Here is an 18,141-nt window from a genome sequence, read left to right as displayed (position 1 = left end):
CACAAGCCAGCCAAGAATATTTTTCGCAATATACAAACCGTAATCCAAGGAGCTTTCCATGACTTCCGCCAACATCCTCGCCGTTGCCCTGTTCACATTCTCCGCAAGTGCGTTCGCCCAAGCCACCCTGTCACACGGTGGTCCCGAGCCCCAGCCCAGGCAGCTGCAGGAGTCGGCGGTTTCCGAGCCGCATCAGCACCGCTACGTATATATCGGTAGGGACCGCATCAAGACCCACCTCGACCGCCCGGCCGATAGCTCGGGCTCGCCCGACCTGCAACCGCAAGATCAAGCGTCCCCGTCCGAATCGAAGGAATACGAGTACGTGACGATTGGGCGGGACCGGACCAGGGTCCGTGTGCCCCGTCGGGCTGAGCGGTCTGGCAGCAACGCTGAGGCGATGGGTATCTCGGGAGAAACATCTGCGCCAGCCGCGCCGCTTACCCGCGATGAGGACCTGAAGGGCGGCCCGAACTAAGCGGCCAAGCAGCAACCATAGTGGCGCAGCCGTTCGCGGAATAGGGTTCAGAGCGCCTGGAAAGCTGCCGCCGCCAAGCCGACGAGGGCTATCACCACATAGCCCGCCGCCACCCGGACACCCACCGCGCGGCCGGCAATGGTCCAGGCGAGGGTCGCCTTGGTGAGCATGTTGGCAGAGACGGCAAGTAGGATGGCGATGGCAGTAGTGGCAGCCGGGAGGTCGCCCTGCGCCAGCATCTGCACGCTGGAGACCAGGATGGCATCCACGTCAGCCAGACCGGAGACGAATGCGACGGCGTACACGCCGGCCGTGCCAAGGGCCTCGCGCGCGGCCCGGGCAGCCACGGCTACCACGCCGAGCACGACGCCGAATCCGAGCGCCGTGGGCAGGTCGAAGAGGCGGCGCGAGGCCTGCTGTGTGGCCGGACCGCTGGCTTGCCGGCGGCGCCATTGCCATCCCGCAAAGAGGAACGCCGCCGCGGCGAGCAGCACCAGGAACAGGCCCATGCGAGGCGCGAGACTGGGCTGCAGGACGGCGACGACCACGGCCATACGCAGGAACATCACGCCGCAGGCAGCGACGATCGCCGCGGCCACGGGCACATGCCAGCCTGGTTGGTTCCTTGCGGTCCGAGCAAGCGCCAGCGTCGCAGCGGTGGAAGACGCGAGGCCGCCCAGCAGTCCCGTCCAGAGCAACCCCTGTTGCTCCCCCTTGAGCCGCACCGCCACGTGGCCGAGCAGCGACAGCCCCGCGATCAGGACCACTGCGAACCACAGCTGGTAGGGGTTGAGGGCAGCGTAGGGCCCATAGCCCCGGTCCGGGAGCAGCGGCAGCACCACGGCGGTGAGCACGCCCATTTGCAGGAGGGCATTCAGTTCGGCCGGCTGGATCAGGCGCAGCCAGCGGTGCAGCACTGGTTTCAGATCGAGCAGCAACGCGACGACCACGGCCGCCCCCACGGCGAGGATGGCCTGACCGCTTGCGGCCAAAGCGCCCAGACAGAAGGTGGCCATTGCTGCGACAGCTGTCGTGATGCTGAGGGTGCCGGAGGCCTCCGATGCACGCCTGAAGGAAACGGCAAACAGCAGGACGATGCCGAGCAGGCCGGCGGCAAGAAGTAGCTCGGGGTTTGAGGAGAGCAGAGCGAGAAGCCCGCCCAGCAAGCCGATGAGGGCGAATGTTCGCAGCCCCGCGACGCGACCGCCCTCGGGCAAATCGCGGTCGCGCCAGCCGCGCTCCAGCCCCACCAGCAGCCCCACGCCGAGCGCGCCGCCCAACGCTTGTGCGGCGCTTCCAAGTTTGATGAGATCCGGGTTCATTGATGGTGAAGTGTCGGCTGCCATTGTCCAGGTTGCGCAGCACAGTCAGTCAATGTCACGCGAACGGGATTCAAGCACTGCCATTATCATCGCGCGCAGCCCCTCGTTTGGCCATGCACGCCTTGTCCCGCCTGTCGAAGATCAACATGGATCTAGAGGGCACTTGGGGTGGCTGGCTCAGATCGTTGGCATGGTGTGCATGCTTCCCACGATTTCACGGAGTTCCTTATCGATGTGCTTTTCAGCGACCGCCAGCCTGACAGCCGGTACTTTCCTCTTGGGCGTGGGCATGATGACCACGCGCATGGCCCGTACCGGTGGAGAGCGGGCTTATGCGGCGATCCCACTGCTGTTTGCCATCCAGCAGCTTACAGAAGGCGTGGTCTGGCTCAACTTCGGCTGGGGCATTGACGCGGTGACAGCAGCGGCGACACAGCTGTATTCCTTCTTCTCGCACGTGCTCTGGCCCGTATACGTGCCTGTTGTGGCATGGCTGATCGAGCCTGACCGCAACCGGCGACGCGTCCTGGCCGTCATCTGCCTCGCCGGGCTCGGGGTCGGGGCATACCTGCTGTACGCGATGTTTGCCTACCCCATCGTCGCCACCCCGGTTGGAGGCCATATCGACTACGCATCCCCACATTTCTACATCGCAGCCTCCATGGGCCTTTATCTGACGGCGACGACCGTAAGCCTGATTCTTTCAAGCCACCGCTGGGTCAAACTGTTCGGCGTGCTTTGCCTCGGGTCGGCCGTAGCGGCGTACGCCTTCTACGCCCACTGGTTCATCTCCGTCTGGTGCTTCTTCGCGGCGGCAATGAGCATCGTTGTTGCACTGCATCTGATCGCCGCGCGAGGCGAAACCTCTGCCTTGGTGGAGAACGCTCGATGACTGTTCGCCGTCGAGTCAGTTCAAAACCGGGGCGATTCAATCGCGTGGAGATGTTCCCGTTTACTTCTTGACCACTGTGACCTGGCCCTTCATGCCTGCGTCGTAGTGGCCCGGGTAGAGACAGGCAAACTTGACTTCGCCAGCCTTCGTGAACTGCCAGATGATCTCGCCTTGCTTGCCCGGGGCGAGAGACACCTTGCTGGGCTCGTCATGTTCCATATCCGGGAATTTCTTCATGGCCTCGTAGTGTTCCTTGATTTCGGCATCGGTCCCCAGGCTGAACTCGTGCTTGACCTGGCCGCTGTTCTTGATCACGAACTTGATGGTCTCGCCCTGTTTGACGGAAATTGCTGCAGGCGCATAGCGCATGGTGTCGGCCATGTCGACATGGATGGTGCGGCTGACCTTGCTGACCTTGCCGGGCTGACCAATGGCGGATTCATCGCTGCCGTGGCCACCGCCGTGGCTGCCAGCTGCAAAGCTGCTCAAAGATAGAGCAGCGAGGGCGGAAGCTGCGATCAACGAAAGAGTGCGTTTCATAGATACCTCGTGGAGTGAAATTGTGGAAATCGTTGTTAGTGCCCGCCATGGGACGAAGGCTTTTTGACTTTGACAACCGTGTCCGTTGCGGACCTGTTTTTGCGCGGCATGGACTGGCCTCCCTCGGCCTTGAAGCGTGCCGGCTCGGCCACGGGCCCGGTGTACTCGTAGGCAACAGTCCCCTGTGGATGTTTGTACCAGCCGGGGTTGGTGTAATCGCCCGGTTTTTGGTCTCGTCGGACCTTGACAACGCTGAACATTCCGCCCATCTCTACCGAGCCAAAAGGACCGTCACCGGTCATCATCGGGATCGTGTTGTCAGGAATCGGCATCTCCATTTCGGTCATGTCCCCCATCCCCCGCTCGCCCATCACCATGTAGTCCGGGATAAGGCTGTTGATTTTTTTCCCTACTTCACGGTGGTCCACACCGATCAACGTGGGAAGGTCGTGCCCCATGGCGTTCATCGTGTGGTGGCTCTTGTGGCAATGAAAAGCCCAATCGCCTTCCTCGTCGGCCAAAAACTCGATCTGGCGCATCTGGCCCACGGCCATATCGGTTGTCACCTCATACATGCGAGTGCTTTTTGGGGTAGGACCGCCATCAGTACCCGTGATCAGGAATTCGTGCCCATGCAGATGCATCGGATGGTTGGTCATCGTCAGATTGCCCATCCGAATGCGCACCTTGTCGTTCAGACGCACATTCAGGGAGTCGATACCGGGGAAGATGCGACTGTTCCAAGCCCAAATGTTGAAGTTGGTCATCTCTGCGACCTTGGGCGTAGCCGCCCCCGGCTCGATGTCGTACGCACTCAGAAGGAAGCAAAAGTCTCGTTGCACCTCATCAATGAGCGGATGCTTTGTCTTCGGGTGGGTGATCCAGAAACCCATCATGCCCATGGCCAGCTGCACCATTTCGTCGCCATGCGGGTGGTACATGAAAGTGCCCGGGCGCCGCGCCACGAACTCGTAGACAAAGGTCTTCCCGGCAGGAATGGCAGGCTGTGTGAGGCCTGTGACTCCGTCCATGCCATTGGGCAATCGTTGCCCGTGCCAGTGAACACTGGTGTGCTCGGGCAGCTTGTTGGTCACGAAGATGCGTACGCGGTCACCCTCTACAACCTCGATGGTCGGGCCAGGGCTCTGGCCGTTGTAACCCCAAAGGTGCGCCTTGAACCCGGGGGCCATTTCGCGCACCACAGGTTCTGCTACGAGATGGAATTCCTTGACACCTTGGTTCATGCGCCAAGGCAGCGTCCACCCGTTGAGCGTGACCACGGGGTTATACGGCCGCCCGGAATTGGGAACCAGGGGCGCCATGGTGTCGGGACCCGTCTGAAAAACCGGCTCTGGCAAAGCCGCCATCGCCACCCGGCTCACACTTGCTGCAGCCACGGCCCCGCCGGCAATGCCAGCAAAGCGGAAAAAGTCTCTTCTCGAACTCATTTAGATTTCCTTTGGGGATCAGTGACCTTGGCCAGACTCCGCAGCGGCTGGACCGCCGGAGACACCGGCGCTGATGGGCTTGCCGATGAGAGAGGCCTGAAGTGCGGCGTCCGCCTGCCAGAACTGTTGCTCGGCGTTCAGAGTCGCCATCACCGAGTTCACCTGGTCGCGGGAGTCGGCCAGCAACTCGAAGACGCTGATCAGCATCCCGTTGTAGCGAAGCTGGTTTTCTTCGGAGATGGTTTTTCTCAGTGGGATCACCTCGTCGCGGTGGTGGCGCGCGATGTCATACGCCGTGCGGTACGCGGAGTAGCTTTCACGCAGGTTCGACCCCGCCGCGCGAGCAGTCGCTTCCAAACGGTTGGCTGCTGCCAGGGTCTGAGCGTTCATGGCGCTGCGCCGCATGCCACCCCAGTCAAAGATCGGTAACTGCAGGCTGATCTCGAAGCCGCGCCGCGTTGAGTGGGTGTTCTCAGCAGCGTCGAAGACCGAGTCGCGCCGGACTCCCAGCTCGATATCCGTGAACGTCGCAATCGTGTTCCAGCCCTGGGCGCGGGCAGCTGCGTCATAGTCTGCCTTCGCGATTTGCAGGTCCAGGCGGCCTTTGGACGCCTGGCGGCCCGCGTCCGTTGGAGACAGTGGTTCCTTGGGCAGCGCGGGCAGGCGCTCAGGCAACTTGAGCTGCTGGGCTTGACCGTCGTCCAAGCCCAGCAATCGGACAAGTTGCTCACGGGCCGCCGTGACCTGGTGCTGAGCACTGGCCAGTTGGGTCGCTGTGTCGGCATAGAACGCCTGCTGGCGTGCGCGATCGAGCTTGTTGAAATTGCCCACCGCCTGCATGCGCTTGGCCAATTCGGCGCTGGCCTGGGCGCTGGCGAAAACTTGCTGTGTGTAGGTCAGGGTTTGTTGCGCCGCGACGGCGCGTACCCAGGACTGTCGCACCTGTGTGACTTGGTCCACCACATCGCTACTCAGGCGCAACTGGGCCTGCTTGATGCGCCGCTCGGCGATGCCTTTGCGCGTCGGCAAGGTCAGCAGGTCCAGCAGTCCGAAGGACAGCAGGCGCCCGATCTCCGTCTCATCACCCAGGCGCACGCGCTCAAGGTTCAAAATAGGGTTTGCAATGCGGCCGGACTGGGCTGCCGTTGAAGCGTCCGCCCAGTTTTGGGCCACGATGGCCTGCATGGACGGGCTATTGACCAGCGCGAGTTGCACGGCATCCGTTTGTCCGAGCGGCTTGGCCAGCAGATCCGAAGCGCGCTGGCGCAAGGCGTCACGCTCGTTCTGGCCACGGGCCAGGTTGAGCTGGCCATCCGTGAAACTGCTTGCCGCTGCGTTGGCGCTGGAGAGGTTTTGCTCCAGATTCACGCTGGCGCAGCCAGACAGCACCGCAATAGCGGCCACGGCGATCGCTATTTTTGCGCGGGGCAGGTGCAATAGGCGGCTCATTGTTTGCCCCCGTGGTGCGCGTCGTGGTCCCGGGCGGGTTGATCCAGCCCGGTCGTGGGTGCCGTCTGGCGCATCTCCTTGGCGTAGGCGCGCCATCCGCCAATCTCGCCCACCGTGTCGTTAGCCGCCTTCCAAGGCTGGACGGATTGATCTTTGTAGGCCTCGTAGTCCAGCAGTGTCGATCGGTACGAAAGCGGATAGTCCACCTTTTCGGTTTCGTCCTCTGGCATCTGTGCGAACGCAAGGGATGGCGCGGCTACCGCAACAGCCAACCAGTATCTTGAGATAAATCGTAAAAGCCGATGATTTTTCATAGTTTGCGATATGTTTTTGACTTGTGTCATTGTGCGAGCCCGTAGCTTTCAAAGACGGAACGGTTTCATTACATCTTTGTCATGCACAAGAAAGCTAGAGATCTGCTGGCGCGCCTCCTGCCAGACGCAGTGTGTTGATTTCCACGCAGAAGTGACCCACTAACCCCCAGGATTTCCATCTAAATCTGACCCACGTACTAACCCTAACCTGCTGCTTTGTTGAGCAGCAGGAGACCAGGAGTGATAGACGTGGCAACACTGAGTGTCATCAGGCGCTGGGCCCTGCGAGAGCAGCTGTCCATCAGGGAGATCGCCCGCCGCACGGGCCTCTCGCGCAACACCATCCGCAAGTACCTGCGCGCAGGCGAGGCCGAGCCGCACTATGCCAAGCGGGTCAGCCCTTCCAAGCTCGATCCCTTTGCCTTGAAGCTCTCGGGCTGGCTCAAGACGGAAGCTGGCCGATCCCGTAAGCAGCGGCGTACCGTCAAGCAGATATACGCCGATCTGCAGGCGCTGGGCTATACCGGCTCCTACAACCGGGTCGCGGCCTTTGTCCGCCTCTGGCAAGAACAACGCCTGGTGGCCCAGCAGACCACCGGCCGCGGCACCTTTGTGCCTTTGGCCTTCGGCCCCGGCGAGGCGTTCCAATTCGATTGGAGCGAGGACTGGGCAGTGCTCGCAGGTGTGCGCACCAAGCTGCAGGTGGCTCACTTCAAACTCAGTCACAGCAGGGCGTTCTACCTGCGCGCCTATCTTCTGCAGACGCACGAGATGCTGTTCGATACCCACAACCATGCGTTCGTCGTGCTGGGCGGTGTGCCCCGCCGAGGCATCTACGACAACATGCGCACCGCTGTAGACCGGGTGCGCCGTGGCAAGGAGCGCGACGTCAATGCGCGCTTTGCGGCCATGGTGAGTCACTTCCTGTTCGAGGCCGAGTTCTGCAACCCGGCCTCGGGCTGGGAGAAGGGCCAGGTGGAGAAGAACGTGCGCGATGCCCGCCATCGCCTGTGGCAGGTGGTGCCGCCATTCCCAAGCCTGCCCGATCTCAATGCCTGGCTTGAGGAGCGCTGCGTGGCGCTGTGGCACGAGATCGAGCATGGCAAGCTGGCTGGCACCGTCGCGGACGTCTGGGCCGAGGAGCGGGCAGCCTTGATGCCTGTGCCCCGGCCCTTCGATGGCTTTGTGGAGCACACCAAGCGCGTCTCACCCACCTGCTTGGTCCACTTCGAGCGCAATCGCTACAGCGTGCCGGCGCCGTATGCCAACCGGCCTGTGAGCCTGCGGGTCTACGCGGACCGCCTGGTGGTCGCTGCCGAAGGCCAGATCATCTGTGAACACCAGCGCCTGATCGAGCGCAACCACCATGGCGCTGGGCAGACCGTCTATGACTGGCGCCACTACCTGGCGGTGCTGCAGCGCAAGCCCGGGGCATTGCGCAATGGCGCTCCCTTCCAGGAACTGCCAGTGGCCTTCAAACGGCTGCAGACCGCCCTCTTGAAGCAGCCCGGTGGCGACCGGGAGATGGTGGAGGTGCTGGCACTGGTGCTGCATCACGACGAGCAGGCCGTGCTCGCCGCAGTGGAACTGGCCCTGGAGTCTGGGGCTGCCAGCAAGACCCATATCCTGAACGTGCTGCACCGGCTGCTGGACGGCAAGCCCGCTCCAGCACCGGTCACATCGCCCCAGGCCCTCAAGCTGTCTGTGGAACCCCAGGCCAACGTGCTTCGCTATGACCAATTGAGAGAGGTGCGCTATGCGTCATGACCCCGCCATCGCTTCCATCGTGATCATGCTGCGCGAGCTCAAGATGCACGGCATGGCCCAGGCAGTTGCGGAACTGGCTGAGCAAGGTGCGCCAGCCTTCGATGCAGCACAGCCCATCCTGTCCCAGTTGCTCAAGGCCGAGACCGCCGAGCGGGAGGTGCGCTCGGTGGCCTACCAGCTCAAGGTAGCCAGGTTCCCCGCATACAGGGACTTGGCAGGCTTCGACTTCAGTCACAGCGAAGTGAACGAAGCACTGGTGCGCCAGCTGCACCGCTGCGAATTCTTGGAGAACGCCAACAACGTGGTGCTGGTGGGCGGGCCGGGCACAGGCAAGACCCACATTGCCACAGCCCTCGGAGTGCAAGCCATTGAACACCATCACCGAAGGGTGCGGTTCTTCTCCACGGTAGAGTTGGTCAATGCGCTGGAAGAAGAGAAGGCCCAAGGCAAGACAGGGCAGATGGCCCACCGGCTTGCATATGTGGATCTGGTGATCCTGGATGAGCTGGGCTACCTGCCGTTCAGTGCATCAGGAGGCGCCTTGCTGTTCCACCTGCTGTCCAAACTCTACGAGCGCACCAGCGTCGTGATCACCACCAACCTGAGCTTCAGCGAGTGGGCCAGTGTGTTCGGGGATGCCAAGATGACCACGGCATTGCTCGACCGGCTCACGCATCACTGCCATATTCTTGAGACCGGCAATGACAGCTACCGGTTCAAGAATAGCTCCGCACAGCAACCACCACAGACCACCAAGAAGGAGAAGGCGACCAAGAACTTATCCACAACGTGAGCGTGAAGTTCACGAATCAGGGTGGGTCAAGATTCGATGGAAATGGTGGGTCAGCTTTGCATGGAAATCAACATCGCATTGCTGCCGAACTGCGCATTGATCCGCGCTTCGATGTGTCTGCAGAGATCACCAGGCGCACGCAGTTCCTCATGGACTACGCGCGCCGCGCCGGCGCAGGATCTTTTGTGCTGGGGATTAGCGGGGGGGTGGACTCGAGCGTCGCCGGGCGCCTGTGCCAGCTCGCGGCGGAGCAGTTACGCTCCTCGGGGATGCCAGTCCGCTTCATCGCGATGCGGCTGCCATATGGTGTGCAGGCCGACCATGCAGACGCCCAGCGCGCGTTGACCTTCATCGATCCGGATGAGACGCTAGCGATAGATATCAAGCCGGCAGCTGACGCAATGCTCGCGCAGCTGAAGGTCGGAGGCCTAACATTCAATGACCAGTGGCAGGCAGATTTCGTACTCGGCAACATCAAGGCGCGCCAGCGCATGATCGCCCAGTACGCTGTTGCAGGCGCTACTGGCGGGCTGGTGGTCGGTACTGACCACGCCGCTGAAGCGGTGATGGGCTTCTTCACCAAGTTTGGCGACGGGGGGTTCGACCTGAGTCCGTTGGGCGGTCTCACAAAGCGTCGCGTTCGATCAATGGCCTTGGCACTTGGAGGAGACGAGAAGCTAGCGTACAAAGTTCCCACTGCCGATTTAGAAACCATGCGGCCACTTCGCCCCGATGAGGCAGTGCTGGGCGTTAGTTACGACGCGATTGACGACTTTCTGGAATGCAGGGAGATCGCCCCGGCCAGTGCTGAGGCTATCCTGCAAACCTACCGCCGCACGGCCCACAAACGGGCGCTACCTGCCGTCCCGGCTTACCAGCGCGCGGCTTGAGTTCAGGCTGGTTCGGCCAAGCCGTTGAGAATGCCGCACTCGCGCGCCGTGCGGGCGGTGCAACAGGAGCGCCGCAGATCCGTCAGCTCGCGCTCAAGCTCCCTCAACTCCTTGATCTTGGCCCGCACCTGGGCGATATGGGAGTCCACCAGCGAATTCACCTCACTGCAATCGAGCTCAGGCCGATCCCGAAAACTCAACAATTGCCGGATCTCCCCCAAAGTCATGTCCTTGGCACGGCAGCGGCGGATGAAAAGCAAGCGTCGCAAATGGGCATCGTCATACAACCTGAAATTGCCTTCGCTGCGCGCAGGCTCTAGCAGCAAGCCCTCGGATTCGTAAAAGCGCACCGTCTGCACCAGGCAGTCCGCCCTTTTGGCCAGTTCACCGATCCGTAGCATGGTTGTCCTCCGTAAAGCTTGACTCTATACCAACTAGAGATTTTTTAATTAAGGCATGCGGGGAAATCCTCTGCCAACGAACAGTGAACTATTTATGAACAATGATATTTCCAATTCATGTGGATGCTCGGGCGGCAGTGGCCAACCGGCGAACTGCGCCGGAGAACAAGCCAGCACTGAGAGCACTGTTTTCCATGTAAGCAACATGGACTGCCGCAACGAGGAAGCGCTGGTGCGGCGTACGTTGGAGGGCATGACCGGCGTCGAGCGGCTGGAATTCGATCTCCCACAGCGCAAGCTGACCGTTTCGCACAGGTTGGTCACGGTCGAGAATCTGGAGCAAGCGCTGCACTCCGTGGGAATGAAGGCTAAGGCTCTCCGAGATGCCTCGGTGCTGACCACCTACCGCATCGAAAACATGGACTGTCCGAACGAGGAGAAACTCATCCGCTCGCACCTGGGCACGGTTGAGGGGGTCCAGGACCTGGGTTTTAACTTGGCTGAACGCACCTTGTCGGTGAAGCACCTCGCCGAGGCACGCGCGCAAATGGAGCAGGTCCTGGATTCCATTGGCATGCGTGCGCAAGAAAAGCCCGCCAGTCTCGCGAGGCCGGCGGCAACCGAGCCAATGGTCGAGTCCTCGATACAAAAGCCACTGCCGACCGTCCCGATTTCGGAGACGCCTGCCGGAGAGCGCGTGACGTACCGGATTGAGAACATGGATTGCCCAACGGAGGAAGCGTTGATCCGCAACCGCCTGAGCAAGGAGCCAGGCGTGACTGCCCTGGACTTCAACCTGATGCAACGGGTGCTGGGTGTGCAGCATACGCTGACCTCCACGCAGTCGATCGAGAAGGCGCTCGTTTCCATAGGCATGAAGGCCGAGCGGCAGGACCTGCAAACAGTCACTACACGGCTGCGCATCGCCAAGATGGACTGCCCGACGGAGGAAAGCCTGATCCGCGGCAAGCTGCAAGGCCTGCCGGGTGTGCAAGGCCTGGATTTCAACCTGATGCAGCGTACGCTCACAGTCCAGCACTCGCCTGACGCGATCCAGCCAGCCATCGAAGCCATCGAGTCCCTGGGCATGGAAACCGAGGTGCAGAAGACCGACGAGCCGCGCGATCCCCTGGTTCCAGCGCACAAGACTAGCTGGTTGCCGATGGCCGTATCCGGCATTGCGGCAGTGCTCGCTGAAGGCGTCTACTGGGTCAACGATGGGAACCATTGGGCCGTGATCGTGCTGGCCCTGGTCTCGATCTTCACTGGCGGCCTAAGCACCTACAAGAAGGGGTGGATCGCCCTGAAAAACCACAACCTGAACATGAACGCCCTGATGTCAATTGCGGTCACGGGCGGCATGGTGATCGGCCACTGGCCCGAGGCGGCCATGGTCATGTTCCTCTTTGCGCTGGCCGAGGTAATCGAGGCAAAGTCGCTGGACCGCGCGCGCAATGCGATTCGCGGACTGATGGACCTGGCACCAGAGACAGCAATCGTGAGGCAGGCTGACGGCTCGTGGGCAGAACTGCCAGCCAAGCAGATCGCCAAGGGCACGGTGGTCCGGGTGCGTCCAGGCGAGCGCATTGCGCTGGATGGTCTCATCACCTCAGGCCGCTCGGCCATCAATCAGGCCCCCATCACGGGTGAGAGCCTCCCCGTCGAGAAGGCGGAAGGCGACCAGGTGTTCGCGGGCACCATCAACGAGACCGGCTCCTTCGAGTACCAAGTGACCGCTGGCGCAAGCGACTCGACGCTTGCGCGCATCATCCATGCGGTTGAGTCGGCGCAGGGCAGCCGCGCGCCCACGCAGCGCTTCGTCGACCAATTCGCGCGGATCTACACCCCGGCAGTGTTCGTGGTGGCCGTGCTTGTCGCGGTCGTTCCACCGCTAGGCTTTGGCGGCGAGTGGTTCGACTGGATCTACAAGGCGCTGGTGCTGCTGGTGATCGCGTGCCCCTGCGCGCTGGTGATCTCAACCCCCGTCACGATCGTCAGCGGTCTCGCCGCAGCCGCCAGGCGCGGCATCCTTATCAAGGGTGGCGTGTATCTGGAGGGCGGGCGCAAACTCAAGGCCTTGGCGCTGGACAAGACCGGCACGCTCACCCATGGCAAGCCCGAGCAGACCGACTTCCTGCCGCTGATCGGCGATGCCCAGCAGGTAGCCGCCTGGGCTGCTAGCCTTGCTACGCGTTCAGACCATCCGGTGTCCCAAGCCATTGCCCGCAAGGCAAACCGGGACGGCGTCTCGCTGCACGAAGTCGACGACTTCTCGGCCCTGCCGGGGCGCGGCGTGCGTGGACGCATTGACGGCCGAATGCTGCAGATGGGCAATCACCGTCTCGCAAATGAGCTCGGCCTCAGCGAGGTTGCTTTGCAATCGCAGCTTCAAGGCCTTGAGCGCCAAGGCAAGACAGCCATCCTGCTGATGAATGAGAGCACCGTGCTCGGCATCTTCGCTGTCGCCGACACGGTGAAGGAAACCAGCCGTGAAGCCGTGGCCGACCTGCAAGCGCTCGGCGTGCGCACGCTGATGCTAACCGGGGACAATCAGTACACAGCTGACGCCATCGCGGCCCAGGTCGGGATCTCTGAAGCCCGTGGCGACCAATTGCCCGAAGACAAGCTCAAGACCATCGAGAGCCTTATCGGCGGTGAGGGCCAAGTCGGGATGGTGGGCGACGGCATCAACGATTCGCCGGCGCTCGCGCGTTCCGACATTGGCTTCGCCATGGGTGCGGCCGGTACCGACACTGCCATAGAAACGGCAGACGTCGCTCTGATGGACGACGACCTGCGCAAGATCCCGACGTTCATCCGCCTGTCGCGCACGACCGCCTCGATACTGACGCAGAACATCGTGCTGGCGTTGGGCATCAAGGCGGTCTTCCTCGCGCTGACGTTCACGGGCCATGCAACGATGTGGATGGCAGTGTTCGCGGACATGGGAGCCAGCATGCTCGTCGTCTTCAACGGCCTGCGCCTGCTCAAACTCAAGACGGCCTGACGCCTCATGCTGGCGCCTGACGACTTGACGCAGTGGACAAGACACTGGCTGTATGAATGGGGCGGCGCCAACATGGATCTCTTCCTGTCCATCCAACGTGCCCTGCCAAACGACTGGATCTTGTTGCACGAGATCTTGAGCGTAGTCGGCAGCTTCTGGGGCGCGCCGGGCGTAGTGGCACTGATGCTGGTTTGGCAGCGAATGCGTGGCCGGGAAGGATCAATTCCATTCGACGTGACGTTGTACAGATTTGCGCTTGGACTGGCGCTTGGATTCATTGGCGCAGCCATTTTCAAGGCGGTCTTCGCGCTGCCGCGTCCGTTCGTGCTCTTGGGCGATGCAGTCTACCGGGCCCACTCTGCACCTGACAGCCGATACACCATGCCCAGCGGCCACTCGGTCTACGCCGGGGTCCTAGCGGCAGCACTTTGGCCTGCGCTGGGCTTGGCGGGCAGGATTGGCTTGCTGTTGTTCGCAGCCGCAGTCGGGTGGTCGCGTATCGTACTGGGCGCGCATTTTCCGATGGACGTGATCGCAGGCCTTGTGTTGGGCGGGGCGTGCGCTGCGGCTGCGCACCCTTGGGCTCGGCGCTTGGCACGAAGTCTGCCGATCACAGGACCGAGATGGTAGATGACGCTTTTACTGGGCGCCGTCGGAGTCTGGCAGTGCTGCGCAAATGTGGCCGATCTGGTTCGCTTCGAACTTATCCTCCCTTTGGCGCTACCAGCACCAGCGAAGATAGCATCAGCCCCCCTCTCGCTCCTGCGATAGCTGTGCGTGAAGCCTTCAACCCAAGTTAACTTATATGAATCTCCCGCCGAAAAGAATGCAGTGGTATGCACTCGCAATCATTGTGTTTCTCGCCGATCAGGCTGCCAAGAGCTATATCGACGCGAGGACCCCATCAGGATGGTCGCATGAGGTCACTTCATTCTTCAATTTGGTTCATGTCCTCAATCCCGGCGCGGCGTTCAGTTTCCTCGCCGGCGCTGGTGGCTGGCAGCGGTGGTTCTTTCTCGCGATTGCCCTCGCGGTGTCAGCTTGGCTAGCGTTGCAGCTGTACAGCCCACTGCGGAAACTGGAAGGGCTTTCTTACAGTCTCATCCTTGGCGGCGCAGTGGGCAACGCATTCGACCGGGCGGTGCGGGGTCAAGTCATTGACTATCTGGACTTTCACCTGCGCGGATGGCACTGGCCTGCCTTCAATATCGCAGACATGGCCATCGTGGGGGGAGCAATGGCTCTGGTGCTTCTCTCGCTGATGAGCGGGGAACGTCCTGCCGCAGCGAAAGAGCCACGGTAAACCACGCGCGCCATGGATGGTTTATTCATGCTTGCCTCGGTCCCTCCACCAAGAAGGGGGCGCGAATCAAACCTCTCCCCAATTTTTTAAGTGTGTCCTTTCAAAACTGTAATGCTGCGGTCAGCGCCACGCGGGCGGCAGATTTCTAACCTTGTCTCCGTGGTGCAAAAAAGGTTGCATCTCCTGAATTCCCAAACGGGAGTTCAGTGCTCAAGGAGACCCCATGAAAGTTCGTTTCGCCCTCATCGCACTCGGCTTGGCGACCGCCGCTACGGCCTCCCTCGCTTCGACCGTGTATCACACCAGCCCTACCCAGGAAGAAGGTGTCTCTTTCGTGCCATCCCACCTGGGCAACGCTGTCAGCCGAGAAGACGTACAAAAGAACGTGCTCGTTGCCCAGCAAGATGGCTCATTGCACTGGATCAGCCGTGGCTACCCCGCCACCTATCCGCTGGTCAAAGCGCCCGTGTCAACGAAGAGCCGGCAGCAAGTTCTCGATGAACTGCAAGCGGCTCAAAAGCGCCCCGCCACTGCGAATGGGGTGCGCGACCTGGGCGGCGAGATCGGCTGGGTCGAAGCCCACCAAGCTCCATGAGTTGCTGAGGGCCTTCGGGCCTGGCACACGCCGTTCATTCCACCCTGCCTATCCAAGGCACCATTTTTCGCTTCCAAGCATTGACCTCAAGGACCAATATGAAACTCAAGACCACCCTCATCATTTTCGCGCTGAGCGCAGCCCCTGCATTCGCTTTCGATGCCAGCCATGGTGTCCAGTCCAAGACCCGCGAGGAGGTCAAAGCCGAGCTATCGCAAGCCCTGCGCAGCGGCGACATCATGGCCGGCGGGGAAATCGGCGCCAAAGTCAGTGAGCTCAGCGCCGGTGGCTACCAGTTGAAGACCCCGGTGCTGGGCAAGACCCGGGACCAGGTGCGGGCGGAACTGGAGCAGGCCGTTCGCAGCGGTGACATGCTTGCCGCCGGGGAATCCGGATCACGGTTCAATGAACTGCAGCCCAACCTGTATCCGTCCAAGATGGCGCAAGCCGGCAAGACACGCGAGCAGGTCAAGGAGGAACTGGCAGAGGCCATCCACACCGGGGACCTGATGGCCGCTGGCGAGGACGGCCGCAAGCTCAATGAAATCTACCCTGGCCAATACCACCAGCACCACGCGGGCTCGACGGCCGCGCACTCGGGCCACTCCAATGGTCGCGATCTCTGAACATCAGATCCTGAGCCCAGTCGCGCTGGGCTGGCCCACCCTCACGCTCCTTGCTGGTGGGCCCCAGCGCCGTTCACTCGTGCACGCCGGGCGCGACCGGTTAGGTATCTGAATCGACCCACTGGAGCTGGCCTGCGCTCTAATTCATCTCGCGTTTGACGAGGGCCGCCGAGCAATCCCAAACCTTGACGTAGACCGGCTCTCCAGCAACCACGGCTACATCTGCAGGCAGACGCGCAACGGTCCAGCGCGACCGACCCACCTCTCTCCACTGGACAATGGCGAACCGCTCTTGCGCACGATCTAACTGATCGGTCTTGCACCGGCGCTTGTAGAACGCCAGGTCCTGAGCAGTGGCTTCAATCCTGCTGATTTTTCCCACGCGCCAACCCTCCGCCCACGGCAGCGAGTTTTCATACACGGGGGTGGCGCAGCCGGCGGCGAGCAAGGCCACGACACACAGCGCTGGCAGGCGCAACCTGTTTGCGCAGCCCTGTGCAAAGCAGGAACCGAGGGTGGTCGTCCGAGCGGGATTCACACGGGTGCTTTCCAGTGATCCGCACCAGCATTCGAAGCGCTGGCCGCAGCCGTACCGCAGGCTTGGGTTTCCAACTGGATGGTGGTGTGGGTGATCTCGAATTGCTTCGCCAGCATCTGGTTGACGGCGTGCAGCATGGTGGCAGGGTCTGCCGCTTGCGGGTTGTAGACGACGTGAGCGCTCAGACTGGTCTTGGCGCTGCTGACCGCCCAGACATGCAGCTCATGCACAGACGCCACCCCTGGCAGGTCCAGAAGCGCACGCTTGAGCTGAGGCAGATCGATGCCTTCGGGGACGCCTTCGAGCAGGATGTTGAGCGTCTCTTTCAGGAGGATCCAGGTGCGCGGCAGCACCCACAAGCCGATGGCCACGGCAATGACGGTGTCGACCCAGTTCCACCCTGTGAACAGAATGACCAGCGCTCCCACGATGACACCAATCGAGCCGAGCAGGTCGCTCCAGACTTCAAGGTAGGCTCCTTTGACATTGAGGCTGGAATCCTTGCCTGAGGACAGAAGGCGCATGCTCACGAGGTTGACGATCGTGCCCAGTACAGCGATCACCAGCACCCCTGTGGTCTGAACTGCCGGCGGGTTGCTCCAGCGTTGCCACGCCTCATAGAGGATGTACGCCGCAACACCGAACAGGAGCAAGGCATTGAACGCGGCGGCCAGGATCTCAAATCGGTGGTAGCCAAAGGTGCGCCGGTCGTCGACAGCCCGGCGCCCGACCCGAATGGCCGCCAGCGCAATGGCCAACGCCGCCACGTCGGTGAACATGTGTGCGGCATCGGACAGCAGAGCCAGGCTGTTGAGCATGACGCCACCAATGACCTCTGCCAGCATGAAGCCGCCGGTGAGCATCAGCGCGTAGCGCAATGCGTTTTCGTTTCCCGCCGCTGGCAAGGCGTGGTCGGAACCTTTTCCCATGGTCTGTCTCCTCAGATTCAGTCTGGTGATGTCATCGACCGCGTTCAGTCCGCGGTCCTCGTCCGGCCTTGGCGCTCAATGACGTCGCCGATGCCGAGGCTTGCCCGTGGTTCGGCACTTCAAGCGCGTTATTTGCCGGTCCCTCAGTCTCTTGGCCAGTCTCCGGCTGTACTTGGTTCGAACGTCCATCGGGGGATGACGCTTGAGCCACATGTGCCGCAGCCGCCAGAACACAAACACAGAGACCAACAAGCTGATCCAGATCCAGAACAGCTTGGCGAAAAGCCCACCCTGGGCCGCCTGCATTGACATGGATCGCTCCTTTTTGCCTCTAAGGGCAAGGACATGCACAGCGCCGAGGGGCGGTCCGGACCCGCCACTGCGGGGTCGTTCGCATGGACTTGAGCGATGCTTCGGGCGGCGTTGGTGTTACTTCAGCGTGAAGCGGACCGAGGCGACCGACTTGCCGGCCTTCGAGACGGCGACCACGGCTTTGGTACCAGCGGGGACCTTGAAGCTACCCGCGGCTTCCAACTTGCCCTCACCGGCTTGGAGTTGAACCTCCTGCTTCTCGCTGCCGGCCAGCAGGGTGACCTTGGCGGTCATCCCCGCCACGGCAACGGGTTTTCCGTGGTCGCGCATGTAGAGCTGCAGCTTGTCGGCACTGGCGACGAATTCGTACTCGACGTCCTTGGCTTCCGCCACAGCACCACCGTGCATCGGTTTGACGTCGTGGCCGTGGTTGTCAGCCGCGATGGCTGCGCCAGAGATCGATACCGTGAGGGCGAGAATGAGGTGGGAGAGTTTCATGGCAGTTCCTTTGGGGTTGGAGAAAAGGGAAGGTCCCGC

General features: G+C 61.7%; 19 protein-coding genes. 10 read left to right on the top strand and 9 right to left on the bottom strand.

The window, feature by feature from the left end; translation table 11 throughout:
- Positions 1-58: 58 nt before the first annotated feature.
- Positions 59-478 (top strand): hypothetical protein, encoded by a 420-nt coding sequence (locus tag C8D04_RS13635; protein ID WP_116005338.1) that lies wholly within the window; start codon positions 59-61, stop codon positions 476-478.
- A gap of 47 nt (positions 479-525) precedes the next feature.
- On the opposite strand, the gene C8D04_RS13630 is transcribed toward C8D04_RS13635, so the two are convergent.
- Positions 526-1,800 carry a DUF4010 domain-containing protein gene (locus tag C8D04_RS13630; protein ID WP_116005337.1) on the bottom strand — a complete coding sequence of 425 codons (1,275 nt, stop codon included), beginning with the start codon at positions 1,798-1,800 and terminating at the stop codon, positions 526-528.
- A gap of 232 nt (positions 1,801-2,032) precedes the next feature.
- On the opposite strand from C8D04_RS13630, the gene C8D04_RS13625 reads away from it, so the two are divergent.
- Positions 2,033-2,692 carry a DUF6629 family protein gene (locus C8D04_RS13625; protein ID WP_116005336.1) on the top strand — a complete coding sequence of 220 codons (660 nt, stop codon included), beginning with the start codon at positions 2,033-2,035 and terminating at the stop codon, positions 2,690-2,692.
- Positions 2,693-2,752: 60 nt separating this feature from the next.
- On the opposite strand, the gene C8D04_RS13620 is transcribed toward C8D04_RS13625, so the two are convergent.
- Genes C8D04_RS13620 through C8D04_RS13605 form a run of 4 tightly spaced genes read right to left on the bottom strand, consistent with a single transcriptional unit; the run spans position 2,753 to position 6,359 of the window.
- Positions 2,753-3,232 (bottom strand): cupredoxin family protein, encoded by a 480-nt coding sequence (locus C8D04_RS13620; RefSeq protein ID WP_116005335.1) that lies wholly within the window; start codon positions 3,230-3,232, stop codon positions 2,753-2,755.
- 35 nt (positions 3,233-3,267) lie between these two features.
- Positions 3,268-4,680 carry a copper oxidase gene (locus tag C8D04_RS13615; RefSeq protein WP_116005334.1) on the bottom strand — a complete coding sequence of 471 codons (1,413 nt, stop codon included), beginning with the start codon at positions 4,678-4,680 and terminating at the stop codon, positions 3,268-3,270.
- Positions 4,681-4,698: 18 nt separating this feature from the next.
- Positions 4,699-6,129, bottom strand: coding sequence for a TolC family protein (locus tag C8D04_RS13610; protein WP_116005333.1), 1,431 nt, complete (start codon positions 6,127-6,129; stop codon positions 4,699-4,701).
- Positions 6,126-6,359 (bottom strand): hypothetical protein, encoded by a 234-nt coding sequence (locus tag C8D04_RS13605; RefSeq protein ID WP_347708426.1) that lies wholly within the window; start codon positions 6,357-6,359, stop codon positions 6,126-6,128. Before C8D04_RS13605 ends, C8D04_RS13610 begins: the two co-directional genes overlap by 4 nt.
- A gap of 324 nt (positions 6,360-6,683) precedes the next feature.
- On the opposite strand from C8D04_RS13605, the gene istA reads away from it, so the two are divergent.
- Genes istA through nadE form a run of 3 tightly spaced genes read left to right on the top strand, consistent with a single transcriptional unit; the run spans position 6,684 to position 9,893 of the window.
- Positions 6,684-8,210 (top strand): IS21 family transposase, encoded by a 1,527-nt coding sequence (gene istA, locus C8D04_RS13600; protein ID WP_116005332.1) that lies wholly within the window; start codon positions 6,684-6,686, stop codon positions 8,208-8,210.
- Positions 8,200-9,003, top strand: coding sequence for an IS21-like element ISThsp10 family helper ATPase IstB (gene istB / locus C8D04_RS13595; protein WP_116005331.1), 804 nt, complete (start codon positions 8,200-8,202; stop codon positions 9,001-9,003). Before istA ends, istB begins: the two co-directional genes overlap by 11 nt.
- A gap of 56 nt (positions 9,004-9,059) precedes the next feature.
- The gene (gene nadE, locus C8D04_RS13590; protein WP_116005330.1) at positions 9,060-9,893 is read left to right on the top strand and encodes an ammonia-dependent NAD(+) synthetase; all 834 of its coding nucleotides are present in this window, start codon (positions 9,060-9,062) and stop codon (positions 9,891-9,893) included.
- 2 nt (positions 9,894-9,895) lie between these two features.
- Here the strand turns inward: nadE and cadR are convergent, their stop codons facing one another.
- Positions 9,896-10,294, bottom strand: coding sequence for a Cd(II)/Pb(II)-responsive transcriptional regulator (cadR, locus tag C8D04_RS13585; protein ID WP_116005329.1), 399 nt, complete (start codon positions 10,292-10,294; stop codon positions 9,896-9,898).
- Between the two features lie 94 nt (positions 10,295-10,388).
- Between cadR and C8D04_RS13580 the strand changes: the two genes are divergently transcribed.
- From C8D04_RS13580 to C8D04_RS13560, 5 genes are all read left to right on the top strand, one after another.
- Positions 10,389-13,301, top strand: a complete 2,913-nt coding sequence (locus C8D04_RS13580; protein ID WP_116005328.1) for a heavy metal translocating P-type ATPase — start codon at positions 10,389-10,391, stop codon at positions 13,299-13,301.
- 72 nt (positions 13,302-13,373) lie between these two features.
- Positions 13,374-13,931 carry a phosphatase PAP2 family protein gene (locus C8D04_RS13575; RefSeq protein ID WP_243405760.1) on the top strand — a complete coding sequence of 186 codons (558 nt, stop codon included), beginning with the start codon at positions 13,374-13,376 and terminating at the stop codon, positions 13,929-13,931.
- Positions 13,932-14,106: 175 nt separating this feature from the next.
- Positions 14,107-14,604, top strand: a complete 498-nt coding sequence (gene lspA / locus C8D04_RS13570) for a signal peptidase II (protein ID WP_116005326.1) — start codon at positions 14,107-14,109, stop codon at positions 14,602-14,604.
- Between the two features lie 223 nt (positions 14,605-14,827).
- Positions 14,828-15,199 carry a hypothetical protein gene (locus C8D04_RS13565; RefSeq protein WP_116005325.1) on the top strand — a complete coding sequence of 124 codons (372 nt, stop codon included), beginning with the start codon at positions 14,828-14,830 and terminating at the stop codon, positions 15,197-15,199.
- A 98-nt stretch (positions 15,200-15,297) separates the two neighbouring features.
- Positions 15,298-15,825, top strand: coding sequence for a DUF4148 domain-containing protein (locus C8D04_RS13560; protein WP_116005324.1), 528 nt, complete (start codon positions 15,298-15,300; stop codon positions 15,823-15,825).
- A gap of 139 nt (positions 15,826-15,964) precedes the next feature.
- Here C8D04_RS13560 and C8D04_RS13555 read toward each other — a convergent pair whose 3' ends face one another.
- The 3 genes from C8D04_RS13555 to C8D04_RS13540 all read right to left on the bottom strand — a co-directional run bounded on the left by C8D04_RS13555 (position 15,965) and on the right by C8D04_RS13540 (position 18,102).
- A complete protein-coding gene (locus C8D04_RS13555; RefSeq protein ID WP_116701318.1) occupies positions 15,965-16,279 on the bottom strand; it encodes a hypothetical protein in 315 nt (104 codons plus the stop codon).
- Positions 16,280-16,359: 80 nt separating this feature from the next.
- Positions 16,360-17,292 (bottom strand): cation diffusion facilitator family transporter, encoded by a 933-nt coding sequence (locus C8D04_RS13550; RefSeq protein ID WP_116005322.1) that lies wholly within the window; start codon positions 17,290-17,292, stop codon positions 16,360-16,362.
- 429 nt (positions 17,293-17,721) lie between these two features.
- Positions 17,722-18,102 (bottom strand): hypothetical protein, encoded by a 381-nt coding sequence (locus C8D04_RS13540; protein ID WP_116005321.1) that lies wholly within the window; start codon positions 18,100-18,102, stop codon positions 17,722-17,724.
- Positions 18,103-18,141 lie beyond the last annotated feature (39 nt).

This window comes from Simplicispira sp. 125 (assembly GCF_003096555.1).
Classification (GTDB): domain Bacteria; phylum Pseudomonadota; class Gammaproteobacteria; order Burkholderiales; family Burkholderiaceae_C; genus Simplicispira.
This window is presented reverse-complemented; position numbering and strand designations above follow the sequence as displayed.